This window comes from Spiroplasma endosymbiont of Dactylopius coccus, assembly GCF_977110965.1.
In genome coordinates this window covers 1,498,019-1,510,949 of the sequence record NZ_OZ373019.1, presented here as the reverse complement: position 1 = coordinate 1,510,949, position 12,931 = coordinate 1,498,019, and the positions used below count along the sequence as shown (strand labels likewise).

The 12,931-nt window shown below is 23.3% G+C and carries 15 protein-coding genes and 1 pseudogene; 15 read left to right on the top strand and 1 reads right to left on the bottom strand.

The genetic code is table 4. From position 1 onward, the window contains the following. The first annotated feature begins 8 nt into the window (after positions 1 to 8). The 11 genes from rpmJ to ACXUB0_RS09455 all read left to right on the top strand — a co-directional run bounded on the left by rpmJ (position 9) and on the right by ACXUB0_RS09455 (position 9,057). Positions 9 to 122, top strand: a complete 114-nt coding sequence (gene rpmJ / locus ACXUB0_RS09505) for a 50S ribosomal protein L36 (RefSeq protein ID WP_174480911.1) — start codon at positions 9 to 11, stop codon at positions 120 to 122. 24 nt (positions 123 to 146) lie between these two features. After that, entirely contained in the window at positions 147 to 545 is a 399-nt protein-coding gene (rpsM, locus tag ACXUB0_RS09500) for a 30S ribosomal protein S13 (protein ID WP_174480910.1), read from the top strand. Positions 546 to 562: 17 nt separating this feature from the next. After that, positions 563 to 955: a 30S ribosomal protein S11 gene (rpsK, locus tag ACXUB0_RS09495; protein ID WP_252319229.1), complete on the top strand. Its 393-nt coding sequence runs from the start codon at positions 563 to 565 to the stop codon at positions 953 to 955. A gap of 18 nt (positions 956 to 973) precedes the next feature. Beyond that, positions 974 to 1,942 (top strand): DNA-directed RNA polymerase subunit alpha, encoded by a 969-nt coding sequence (locus ACXUB0_RS09490; protein ID WP_458258497.1) that lies wholly within the window; start codon positions 974 to 976, stop codon positions 1,940 to 1,942. Positions 1,943 to 1,960: 18 nt separating this feature from the next. Then, a complete protein-coding gene (rplQ, locus tag ACXUB0_RS09485) occupies positions 1,961 to 2,326 on the top strand; it encodes a 50S ribosomal protein L17 (RefSeq protein ID WP_252319218.1) in 366 nt (121 codons plus the stop codon). A gap of 595 nt (positions 2,327 to 2,921) precedes the next feature. Further along, positions 2,922 to 4,058 (top strand): ankyrin repeat domain-containing protein, encoded by a 1,137-nt coding sequence (locus tag ACXUB0_RS09480; RefSeq protein ID WP_458258496.1) that lies wholly within the window; start codon positions 2,922 to 2,924, stop codon positions 4,056 to 4,058. A 256-nt stretch (positions 4,059 to 4,314) separates the two neighbouring features. Next, a complete protein-coding gene (locus tag ACXUB0_RS09475; RefSeq protein ID WP_458258814.1) occupies positions 4,315 to 4,686 on the top strand; it encodes an ankyrin repeat domain-containing protein in 372 nt (123 codons plus the stop codon). A gap of 187 nt (positions 4,687 to 4,873) precedes the next feature. Next, the gene (locus tag ACXUB0_RS09470; protein ID WP_458258495.1) at positions 4,874 to 6,298 is read left to right on the top strand and encodes a hypothetical protein; all 1,425 of its coding nucleotides are present in this window, start codon (positions 4,874 to 4,876) and stop codon (positions 6,296 to 6,298) included. A gap of 200 nt (positions 6,299 to 6,498) precedes the next feature. Beyond that, on the top strand, positions 6,499 to 7,341 hold the full coding sequence (locus ACXUB0_RS09465) for an energy-coupling factor transporter ATPase (protein ID WP_252320168.1): 843 nt from the start codon (positions 6,499 to 6,501) through the stop codon (positions 7,339 to 7,341). Further along, positions 7,317 to 8,195 (top strand): energy-coupling factor transporter ATPase, encoded by an 879-nt coding sequence (locus tag ACXUB0_RS09460; RefSeq protein ID WP_458258494.1) that lies wholly within the window; start codon positions 7,317 to 7,319, stop codon positions 8,193 to 8,195. Before ACXUB0_RS09465 ends, ACXUB0_RS09460 begins: the two co-directional genes overlap by 25 nt. Positions 8,196 to 8,208: 13 nt before the next feature. Continuing rightward, a complete protein-coding gene (locus tag ACXUB0_RS09455; RefSeq protein WP_458258493.1) occupies positions 8,209 to 9,057 on the top strand; it encodes an energy-coupling factor transporter transmembrane component T family protein in 849 nt (282 codons plus the stop codon). Between the two features lie 305 nt (positions 9,058 to 9,362). On the opposite strand, the pseudogene ACXUB0_RS09450 reads toward ACXUB0_RS09455, so the two are convergent. Beyond that, positions 9,363 to 9,941 (bottom strand): annotated as a pseudogene (locus ACXUB0_RS09450) (IS256 family transposase); the annotation flags it as partial. Between the two features lie 56 nt (positions 9,942 to 9,997). Here ACXUB0_RS09450 and ACXUB0_RS09445 point away from each other — a divergent pair. The 4 genes from ACXUB0_RS09445 (at position 9,998) to ACXUB0_RS09430 (ending at position 12,930) form a co-directional block, all read left to right on the top strand. Next, complete coding sequence (locus tag ACXUB0_RS09445) at positions 9,998 to 10,900, top strand: hypothetical protein (RefSeq protein WP_458258492.1); 903 nt, start codon at positions 9,998 to 10,000, stop codon at positions 10,898 to 10,900. 148 nt (positions 10,901 to 11,048) lie between these two features. After that, positions 11,049 to 11,372, top strand: a complete 324-nt coding sequence (locus ACXUB0_RS09440; RefSeq protein ID WP_458258491.1) for a hypothetical protein — start codon at positions 11,049 to 11,051, stop codon at positions 11,370 to 11,372. A gap of 633 nt (positions 11,373 to 12,005) precedes the next feature. Then, positions 12,006 to 12,665 carry a hypothetical protein gene (locus tag ACXUB0_RS09435; protein WP_458258490.1) on the top strand — a complete coding sequence of 220 codons (660 nt, stop codon included), beginning with the start codon at positions 12,006 to 12,008 and terminating at the stop codon, positions 12,663 to 12,665. Further along, on the top strand, positions 12,658 to 12,930 hold the full coding sequence (locus ACXUB0_RS09430) for a hypothetical protein (protein WP_338987650.1): 273 nt from the start codon (positions 12,658 to 12,660) through the stop codon (positions 12,928 to 12,930). Before ACXUB0_RS09435 ends, ACXUB0_RS09430 begins: the two co-directional genes overlap by 8 nt. Position 12,931: the final 1 nt, after the last annotated feature.

Genomic DNA, 12,931 nt, shown 5'->3' with positions numbered 1-12,931 from the left:
GGAAAATGATGAAAGTACAAGCATCAGTTAAAAAAATTTGTGACAAATGTCAACCAATCAAACGTAAAAAACGTAATGTAATCATTTGTGAAAATCCTAAACATAAGCAACGTCAAGGATAGAAATATTAAGGAGGAAAAATAAATATGACATCAAATACTAACAATGCAAGTCGAAGAATTGCGCAAGTAAATATTCCTGGAAATCAACATACAGTAATTGGTTTAACAAGAATTTATGGCATTGGTCGCAGCAAATCTTCAGAAATATTAAAAGAACTAAAAATTGAAGAAACTAAAAAAATTAATGAATTAACAGAAAAAGAATTAAGTTCAATTAGTCAATTAATTGAAAAGAAATATAAAACTGAAGGTGAATTAAGACGTGAAGTGTCTTTAAACATTAAGAGATTAATGGAAATTGGATGTTATCGTGGTATTCGTCATCGTAAAGGATTACCAGCCAGAGGACAATCAACAAAAACTAATGCAAGAACTTGCAAGGGACCACGTAAAACGGTTGCTAACAAGAAAAAAGCAAGTTAATTAGGAGGAAAAAAATAATGAATATAAAAACAACAGTAAAGAAAAAAATTAAAGTTAATCCTAATTTTATTAAAGCAAAAGCATTTATTAAAGCAAGTTTTAATAATACTATTGTTACTATTACTGATCTTAATGGTAATGTTATTGCTTGATCAAGTGCTGGAGCAGTAGGTTTCAAAGGAACTCGTAAATCAACTCCTCACTCAGCACAGTTAGCAGCTGAAGCTGCAGGTAAAACTGCTATGGAACACGGAGTTAAAATTTTAAGTGTTTTTGTTAATGGAACAGGACCAGGAAGAGAACCATCAATTCGTAGTTTACAAGCAGTAGGTTTTGAAATCAAAGATTTAAATGATGTGACACCAATCCCTCATAATGGTTGTCGTCCACCAAAAAAACCAAGAAAATAAAGTAGGTGAAAATAAAACATGGAACAACAATTTTTAAAACCAAAATTTAGTTTAAACAGTGAAAATAGTGCTATTAATTACAGTGAATTTATTGTGAGTCAATTAGAACGTGGTTATGGAACAACTTTAGCTAATGCCTTAAGAAGAACATTGTTATCTTCAGTACCAGGTATTTCTGTATATGCAATTAGAATAAGTGGTGTATCTCATGAATTTACTGCAGTTAAAGGTGTAATTGAAAATGTTTCTGAAATAATTTTAAATGTTAAGGACTTAGTTTTAGCTTTTGATGGTGATATTCAAAAGGACGAAAAAATTGCTAATTTAAAAATTAGTATTACTGGTAAACAAGATATTACTGCCGGAGATATTATTTGTCCAACTGATGTTAGAGTAGTTAATCCAGAATTAATTATTGCTCGAACAACTTCAAGAAATGTTCTTTTTGAAATGGAATTAATGGTAAAGAAATCTCGTGGTTATTCTTCATTTGAGGAAAATAAAAAAGAAATTGCTAATAGTTCAGGCATTATTGCTATTGATTCAAACTTTTCACCTGTTGAAAAAGTTGATTATAAAATTGAACCTGTAACTAAAACATTAAAGGGTATTGAATATGAAAAATTAATTCTTGGTGTACAAACTAATGGTTCAGTTAAAGCAGCATCAGCTATTGCAATGGCAGCTAAAATTTTAATGAGTCATATTGAGTTTTTTGTTAATTTAGATGATAATGTTAAAAACTTTGAAGTTATTTCAATTACTAATGAGCAAGAAAGTAATGATTTAAACAAAGCCTTAGAAGATTTGAATTTAACTGTTCGTTCATACAATTGTTTAAAACGTGATGGTTATAAAACTTTGGGTGATATTGTAACTAAAAGTTTAGATGAAATTAAACAAATTAAACATTTAGGTTCAAAATCAATTAAAGAAATTGAAGATTGTGTATCAAAACATAATTTAGAGTTTTCTATTAAAAACTAAGAAGGAGGATAAGAAAAAATGTCATATATTAACGATATCGGAAGAAATAGTGCTAAAGTAGATGCTGAAATCCGTAATTTAGCAAGTGAATTAATTGTTCATGGAAAATTAGTTTTGTTAGAAAAAAGAGCAAAAAGATTACAAACATTTATTGAACCTTTAGTAACGTTAGCTAAACGTGGTGATTTGCATTCAAGAAGAATGGCAATTGCTAAATTGCGTAAAATTACAACTAAAGAGCATCCAAAGGATGGTGTTATTCCAACATTATTTGGCAATATTGCTGAAAGATATAAAGACCGTAAAGGTGGATATACAAAGTTAATTAAAGTAGATAATAGAACTGGTGATAATGCACCAATGGTACTAATTACTTTTGTTTAATTAAAAATATTAAAGCAAGAAAATTTTTGGAAAGAGTAAAGCATTTTTATGTTTTCTCTTTTTTATATGTTGACAATTTTATTTAAAATTGTATTTTTTAATACAATTATTGATAAATATTTTTTATGGTATTTTTATTATAGTTACAGTAAATATTAGTGCGCTTTGAGTTGAAAGAGAATTTGGATTTCAAATGCTGATAAAGATATTAAAGAATTTATTTTAAATTCAAATGCTGATAAAAATTTTGATAAACAATCACTTTTTGTTAAATTAGGTATGTTTTGAAAATTAGATCAGGCCTTTGTTAATCAAAAATAGTATTCTTTAAAAGAATAAAAAAGAAATTGCTATTAATAGTAAATTCTATTTTTATGACATAGTAATTTTGATTTTTTTGGTTTTATTTTTTATATAGTAAAATTTAGTTTTTTATATATTTTTTAAAATTATATAAAGTTAGAAAACCTTTATGATATTATTAATTCATATTTTAATAAATGTTTAGTACTAATATGGATATTTTATCTATATTAGTTTCTTTTATGTTTATTAAATTTTACTTTTGATTTGAATAAAAAGGAGAAAATGAAAGATGATATCTATAGAAAATATTAATAATTTAAATATAGAGATATTTATTAAAAATGTAAAAAGATTATTTCAAGAAAAAATTAATACTTATCAACTTATTGATAAATCTTTTAAAGAACTAGAAAATTTTAAAATTATAGAAGAGATAAAATTAAAATTACAAGATAATCTTGAAATAATAAAAGAAATATTAATTAACTATGAATATGAAAAAGATGGAGATAGTTTAAAAGATTCTGCAGAATTAAAAAAGATAGAATTGTTTTTAGAAGAATTAGAAAATATAATAGTAAATAAATATGACATTAATATTAGTTATAAATGTGCTAATTTTCTTATTATGAATGATGAAAAGGAACAATTAGTAAATTTATTTAAAGTTAATAATTCAATTTTATTTAAAAGTAAATTAAGTTTTGCATTAGCAAAAAAATTAATTGAAGAAGGAAATATCAAAGGTATAAAATTATTAACTAATATTATTAGTTTAGAAGAAATAATTGATAATGAGAGTAATCTTTTTCATATTGCTGCAAATAATGGTCAAATTGATATTTTAAAATATTTATTATCAATTAATAAAGAATTAATTAATAATAAAAATAAAAAAGGAAAAACACCTATTGAATGTGCTTTCGAATATGCTGCCAAACGTTTTATCAAATATGGTGAATTTGATAATGAAGTTATTGAATTTTTAATTAATAATTCTAATGTTAATTTATTGTTTACTAATAATGAAATATGAAAATCATTAGATCCTAACTCAAATATTAATTCAGTTAAAGGATGAAATATATTCCATATAGCAATACTTTTCGGAAATGTAGATATTGTAAAATTATTAATACAAAAATTAAATGATCAGTCATTAATAAATTATGTAGCAGAAAAAATTGGTACTCCTTTACAATGTGCAATTGTAGGTGCTAGCGTTGATACAACAGGTCTACCTAAAGAGGGAATGCCTTGAGTTAATCCATTATGTTATTTTAGATTTATATCAAATAATGATATGGGTATAAAGGACAGTAGAACTAAAATTTTAGTTGAAAATTATAAAGAAATTGCAAAAACATTGCTTTCTATTTTATCTTATGATCAAATTAATTCTAAGAACCTGTTTGGAATCTTTTAAACATAATTAAACTAAAAAAGGGAATAATTATTTCTAACCTGACAGTTAATTAACATTTTATTTTCTTTGTCATTTTTTTGTTAAAAAGATTTTATCATTTGACAACTTATCGATTAAAAATTTATTTTTCAACTATAAAATAACATTTATGATATTAATTTAATCAAAAATAAGTTAAAAAAGATCCTAAACAGGTTCTAAGGATACTGAAGGAGATAGTCCAATTCATGATTGTGTACTAAGATCTAATGTTTAATTATTAAAATTAGTATTAAACGCAGGTGGTGAAGTAAATATGCAAAATAATTTAGGATATACTCCCTTGCATCAAGCAGTTCTTTATTCTAGGTTTGAAGTAATAGAAGAACTGTTACAAATACCTAATATTGACTTAACAATAAAAGATAAAAGCGGATTAACTGCATACGATTTAATTGTGAAAAAAAGTAATAGAAAAGATAAAATTAAAATAATAAATTTAATAGAAAATTGTCTGTTAAGTAAAAATATTAAATTTGAACGTTTTGTTGAAGTTATTATTGATAATAATATATCTGATAATAATATATCTGATACTAATGGTTATTATGATGAGGTTGATACTGTTTCTTATACAACAAGATTTTAGTGTTTAAAAATAAACTTTTTTAATAAATCTTAAATATTTTATAAAAATTTAAAAGTGTTATCTAGCAAGTATAATATATATTTAATAAAGTTTATATATAATATATATGAAAAACTAAATATAGTTTTCAATCCATTATTTTTTTTAAAAAAATAATCGATTTTTTTATTTTGAAAGGAAGATTTTGATGCCAGTTACTGAAAAAGAAAAACGTAAAAAAGAAAGTTCAGAAATAAAAAAAGTAATTAAAGCCTTTGAAAAAGAAATCGAAGAAAATGTTAAGCAAATTAAAAATGAAAAAAAAGAAATAAAAAAATGAGAAAAACTAAAGTTAAATATTAATGATGAAAAAAAAGATTTAAGTAAAGAAATTAAAAAACTTAAGATAGCCTTAAATGAAATTAAAAATAAATTAAAGGAAAAAAAAGAAAAAAATATTAAATATGAAGAAAAAGAGGTAAAGTTTAAAGAAAAAGATTTAATAAAATTAGAAAATTTAAGAAAAGAAATTGAAAATAAAATTGAAGTAGAAGAAAAGCAACAACAACAAATACAAGAAAATATAACAAAATTAAAAGAAAATGAACAAGAAATAATAAATCAATTAGAAAAATTCAAAAAAAATGAGAAAGAAATGGAAGAAGAAATAGGTAAATTAAAAGAAACGATAGTTGATGATGATAGTAATGTGAATATTTTGATTAAAGAAAAAGAAAATGAAATATTAGAAGTAAGATTAAAAATTGCTAATTTATCTGATAGTTTAAAAAGAAAAGAGAAAAAAATAACATTATTAGAATTTGAAGAATTTAAACATAAACAAATTATTTTAGAAAATAAAGAACAATTAATAAAAGCAAATCATAAATTATATTCAAATAAAAAAACAGAAAATGAAGTTAAAATAGCAGAATTGGAGATCAAAAAAAACAAGAAAATTTGTGAAATATATGAATTACAGCATAAACTAAATATAGTGGTTATAGATGATGCAAATATTAATTCAAAAATTTTAAGTTTACTTTTGACAATATGTAGGCTTGAAAAATCTTCTATAGAAATTACCAAAGAAATTACAACAAAAAAAGATGTCTTAAAACAAATAAAAAATAATTCATTAGAAGAATCAATAGTAATTTCACCAGAAGAAAACGCTACTTCTGTTCAGCAAAATGCAAAACCATGGTTTAAACGTATATATAAACCATTTACTAAACTTTATAGAGGTAGTAAACAAAAAATTACATTAGGATATTATCAAAGAAAAGAAAAATCTTTAGAAGCGGAAATTAGGAAATTAGAAGCCGAAAAATTAAAAGATTTTTGAAATAAATTTTGATTACTTATGAGCTGTGGTTGTTATAATAATCATGGCAAAACAACAAGAAAAATAGAAGAAAAAAAACGAGAATTAAAAGATATTAAAAAAGAACTAGAAAAATTATCAAAAAATAATGTTTCAAATAATGATCCGCAACCTTCAACTTCATCAGCAGTACCCAGTTCATCTAAAAGTTGAAGTAACAAATTATTGAAATCAACAGAAGAAGTAACAAAAAATGATTCTTTATTAAAAGAAAATTCTAAAAATCTGGATGTTTCTTTACATTAATTTCATAGAATAGAAATTTATATAACTTTAATTTATAAACTAAATTTTATTAGAAAATGAACAATAATTTTACTTCAATTTTGAACAGATATTGTTCATTTTTTTCTTTTTTTATAATTTTTATAAATTATAAATTGATATATATAAAATTACTGTTATAATTTTACTAGCATAATATTTAAAATGGAGTTAGAAGTAATATGAGTAAATCTAAAATTTCATTAAGTTTAAAAAATGTTGAATTTCGTTATAAACCAGAATACAATAACGCTGTTGATAATGTTAGTTTTGATATTAATCATGGTGAATATATTACTATAATTGGTCATAATGGTAGTGGTAAGTCAACACTTTCAAAAATTATTATTGGTGTTTTACACAAACAAAAAGGTACAATTCAATTATTTGGTGAAACAATTACTAATAAAAACATTAAACAATTACGTCGTCACTTAGGTATTGTTTTTCAAAATCCTGATAACCAATTTATAGGTTCAACTGTTCGTGATGATATTGCTTTTGGCTTGGAAAATCATTTAGTTGAACCCAGTGATATGCCAGCAATTATTGACAGAGTTTCTAGGGCAGTGGGTATGGAAAAATATTTAGATCATGAACCACTATGATTATCTGGTGGTCAAAAACAACGTGTAGCTATTGCTTCAGTTTTAGCTTTAGAACCTGATATTATTATTTTTGATGAGGCAACTAGTATGCTTGATCCAAAAGGTAAACGAGAAGTTAAAGAAATTATGTTAAAATTACAAGAACAACGCAATAAAACTATTATTTCTATTACTCATGATATGGATGAAATTATTAATGCCGATAAAATTATTGTTATGAATAAAGGTAAATTAGTTCGTTATGGAACTCCATCTGAAATATTAAAAGAATGAGAGTTTTTACAAAGTATTCATTTAGATATTCCTTTTGTTTTAAAAGTATCGTTAGGTTTAAAAAATAAGGGAATTAATATTAATGAAACATTAAGTGAAGAGGAGCTGATTTCTAGCTTATGTCAATTAAATTCAAAGAAGTAAGTTATACTTATTCTCCAAAAACCCCTTATCAATATCAAGCATTAAAAGATATTACTATTGAAATTGTTGAACAAAAAATAGTTGCTATTATTGGTGAAACTGGTAGTGGTAAATCAACTATGATTCAACATATTAATGGTTTATTAGTTCCAATGGCAGGTTCAGTTGCTATTAATGATTTTATTATTAAGGCTAATCAAAAAAAAATTCGTGATATTAAAAAAATACGTAAACAAATTGGCTTAGTTTTTCAATTTCCCGAATATCAGTTATTTGAAGAAACTATTGAACGAGATATTATGTTTGGACCAGTTAATTTTGGTGAGAAAAAAGATAAAGCACGAGAGTTAGCAAAAAAATATATTAATTTGGTTGGATTAGACGAAACATACTTATCAAGAAGTCCATTTGATTTGTCTGGTGGTCAAAAACGAAGAGTTGCTATTGCTGGTATTTTGGCATTACAAGGTCATACTTTAATTTTAGATGAACCAACAGCAGGACTTGATCCCGATGGTGAAAAAGAATTAATTAATTTATTTTATGATTTAAATCATAAAGAAAATAAAACTATTATTTTAGTAACTCATAATATGAATCATGTACTAATGGTTGCTGATGAAGTTATTGTATTACATAATACACAGATTTATAAAAAAGCAGATCCAATTACTATTTTTAGAGATAAAAAATTAATTACCGAAACAGGAATTGAGCCACCAAAAATTTATAGGTTTTTATATAAATTAGAAGCAGCAGGATTTGATACATCAAAAATTACTGCTAGAAGTGATTCAGAATTAATTGACCAGTTGTCAAAAATATTATCCAAAAAAAATAGCAATAAAAAGTAAGGAGTAATAAATAATGAAAGTTAGTTTTGGTCGTTATTTACCTTTAAATTCAATCATTCATCGTGTAGATCCAAGAATTAAATTACTATTTTTAATTTGTTTAATTGCTTCACTTTTTTTTCATACTGGTTTTGAAGGTTACGCTCTTATTGGTTTTACTGTCATAACAATTTTCTTTTGTGCAAAATTACCTTTTATGATGTTATTAAAATTAATGCGCCCCATTTTATTTATGGCATTTATTTTATTTATAATTAACTGTTTTTTAACTGATGGCCCTAATGTAGGAATGATTTGACGTTGGCATGGTATTAAAGTATCGTATAAAGCTATATTTGTTAGTATTTATATTGCTCTTAGAATTTATTTAATGATTTTAATTACAACAATTTTAACAACCACAACTCAACCATTAGATTTAACATTAGCATTAGAAGATTTAATGTTACCACTAAAATTAATTAAATTTCCAGTACATATTATTTCAATGATTATTTCTATTGCTCTTCGTTCAATTCCTACATTATTAGATGAAGCGGGCAGAATTTTAAAAGCACAAGCATCACGTGGTGTAGATTTAAAAAATGGTCATTTTAAAGAAAAAGTTAAATCGTTAGTATCATTAATTATTCCCTTATTAGTTTCTTCATTTCAAAAAGCAGAAGATTTAGCATACGCTATGGATTCAAGGGGTTATGATCCACAAGGTAAAAGAACACGTTTTCGTCAATACCATATTGATTTTAAAGATATATTTTTCTTTATTATTGGTGTAGGATTGTTAGCATTTCTTATATCTTATACTTATCATCCAGAAATATTTTGAAGAATTCCATTTATTGATGATTATTATTCACAATAATAAACGTATATGAATTAGGTTTACTAATTTTAAATATTTATTAATATTTAATTAAAATAAAAATTTTGCAACAAGTGTCATAATATTTATCATTTTTTTTCTTATACTCCCTATTATTTTTTTTAATTAAAAATTCTTAATTTAAATTTAAAACATATTAATAATTAAAATTAATTAAGGAGTAAGTCCGGTTGCTAAATTATAATCGAGGCTTTTTAGAAATCTGTGTATCTTTGTTTTACAAAGTACTAGTTAAGATTAATTATATCTTCAAATTTTATCATAAAATGAGCAATTGCTGTATTTTAATTTTGAATGGGCATTGTTCATTTTTTTGTTATATTTTCAATTGCTAAATAAAATATTTTCAATTCTTCCATATCATTAGGAAAAACTTTTTTATTTCTGATAACTTTTCGTAATTGACTATTAACAGATTCAATAGCATTTGTGGTATAAATTACTCTTTTAATTTCTGTTGGATAACTAATAAAAACTATCAAATTTTCTCAATTTTTATATCAAGATTTAGCAATTTGAGGATATTGTTTATTTCACTTATTTTCAAATGTTTCTAAAGCCTGCATTGCTTGTTCTTCACTACATGCAGTATAAATTGGTTTTAAATCTGCAACTAGAGATTTTCTATGCTTATATGAGACATATTTCAAACTATTTCTAATTTGATGAACGATGCATAATTGATGTTCTGTTTTAGTATAAACTGATTGTATTGCTTCTGAAATTCCTGTTAAATTATCACTACAAGCAATAAGAATATCATTTAAGCCTCGATTTTTCATTTCTGTGAAATTGGCTAATCAAAATTTAGAACCTTCATTTTCACTAATTCATAAGCCTAAAACATCTTTTTTACCTTCTAAATAACTATGAATCAAAAATTGAAGCTAATAAATATGTACCTATTGTTATTACTGATTTGGATGAAACATTCATAAATAATATTGGTTTTTCAATTTATAAATTTTTTAATCCAAAAATGAAAGATATGGATTATGAATTTAAAAAATGAGTTGATCATCAAGTCAATTTTGAAGAACAACTTTATAATGGAGTTTTAGAATTTGTGAAACATGTATGAAAAAGTGGTGGTATTGTTTTATTTGATTCAAATCGTTTTCAAGGCGAAAATATCAAGTATGGAGATGAAGCAATACCAACTAAAAAACTACTAGAAAATAATTATTATCCAAAGGCATTTCTTGATAGTTATGTTTGATGAATGCAAGGAGTAACTAAATATAATTCAAATAATTATAAAGATTTAATATCAAAAGAAAATCGTTTTAATTATATTAATAATAACAATTTTAAATTATCATCAAAAGATAAAAATAGTATGCAAATAAAAAATTGAGAAAATGATTTAATACCAATAAAAAATGTACCATCACATATTGTAATGAGATTGGGTGATAACATTAATGATTTTCATTCTAATTTAACTAATTCAAAATTAATTGATAAAATATCATTAAAAAATGAATTAATAAATAATAAAAATTTTAATAACTTAATTGGTAAAGTGGGAGATGAATTTTGATTTACAAAAAATGAAAATGGAGAAATAATAGAACATTATTGAAAAGAAAATGAAAAAAATAGTTTAATTGATAGTGATCTAAAAAATCTTGGTTTTGTAAAAGAAATTAAACTAGAAGAAGGAAAAATTGGTTGAAAAGAAACTTATGTACTAGTTGGTGGTAATGATGTATATGGTAATTTTTTATGAGATTTAGAAAAAAAATATGGTTCTAATTTAGATAATTGATTAGATTTACTAAAACATTATTTCAAAAAATATGAAAATATATGAAAATAATTTACAAATTTAATATATTTGATATATATGTTTATTAATTGTAAATTTTCAAAAAGATGTTAAAAATAACTACAAACTAAATATAGTTTTTAACCTATTTACTTTGTTTCTCAAAGTAAATAGGTTTTTATTTTTAAAAGGAGAAAAAATGAATAAAGAAATTGAACAAGAAATAAAAAACTTAATGTTTAAAGAAATAAAAAAATTAAAAACATATGCTATTAATTATCATAATTACAAAAAGAAAATACAATTTAATGATATAGATATTCAAAATATAAATAATAGTATTGAAGATAAAAGTAAAAAAATTAAGGGAGGTTCCCAAAAAAGTAGGAAGATGAATTACTATAAAAATAAATTCTTTTCAAAATTACCATTTAAAATGATGATAGACAAATTAAATTCTCTTTTACCCTTAAATTTATATTCGACGTATTTTAAAAAATATAGATTTTATAAGATAAAATAAAAATTATTATCAAAGGAAAAAGACAAGAAATAATCTTGTCTTTTTTTGTAATTGTAAAATTTTAAAATTTTTAATAACCCTCTTTAATACTATTATCAACACGTGTTAAGGAACTAAAAAAGTGAACTACAACACAGTTGTTAAAAATAGTAGCTAGCATGTGGACTTGCATGGATAAATAAAAAGTGGAGTGATACCTAATAAAATATACTAACCATTAATGGTAATTCTTGGGGTGGGAGCGAATTGGAAACTAGTATATATAGACCTGTTGTAGGGACCTATTATATTAATTCTATTCTTTATTTAACCAACCTTGCCACTCCCCAGTGAGCAAGTGTTGGTTTTATTTTTTATTTTTTTTTGAAAAATTTTTTTGGGCGAGAAAATAAATTTTAAACTTGTAAAAAAAAATTGAGCGGTGCCGGTTCAATTAAAATATTAATTTGTTTAACACAAATTAAATAAATATTGAATCGAATGCCTCGATGTTTTTTAAAATTTCACAATTTATTTTTGAGCCCAGAATTGATGGAATGAATAAAACGAATAGTAGTATTATTAATAATCTAAAAATCAAATTATATGTCCTTTATGCTAGGAAGCAACAGGACATATTAGGAAAGGATTATTATGCAAATAGAATTTAAAAAAGAACAAATTGTTAAAGATAAACCACAATCTATTCTTATTGATTATGGTGAATATAAATTACAATGTCCAAAATGAATGGTTAAAAATAATAGTTTTATTGCTGATGATAAATATACATATTGAGTTTTTAATTTAGAAAATATTAAAAGAGAATTAAGCGGTAATGAATTAATAAAATTATTAGAACCATATATTAAAGACCAAAAAATAACTGTTAATAAACCAACTATTCCAAAAGAATATTATATTAATGATATAAAACTTGAACCATTAACATTTTATGAACAGCATAATAGTTGATTTATGGGTGAAATAACAGATAACAAAACTAAAATTACTAATCATTGTTTTAAATATAACATTACGTGAGAAGAAAACAGAAAAGGTTTTAAAATAAATAATCCATATAATAAAGATGATTTACCAATTAATTACATAGTTACTTCATATAAGGAATTTCAACTCATAATGAAAAAGTATTTTTGTTGAACATGTAAACAACATAAATTTGATTATTTATTCTTTAATACTAATGATATAAAAACAAGAAAAAACTTTTTAAGAGACAAAAACGGTAAAGCAATTTGTTATGACTGTATCTTAAATATTAGGTTAAGTAGGAGGTATAAATATGAATAAACAAAAATCATTTTCTTATAAAGACCAAGAAATTATTAATGAATATAATAAAAAACGTAATCAAGAAATAACAAAAGAACATTTAAATAATATAGAAAAATTAAGAGAAGGTTTTAAAAAAGAAATAATTAATGAATATAAAGAAAAAATTATTAATAGAATACTTGATTATGAAACCTTTTATATTGGTGATACACAAGGTTTAACTCCATTCGGATTTATTATTAAATTAAGATATGAAATTAAAAATGGAAACTTTGATTAAT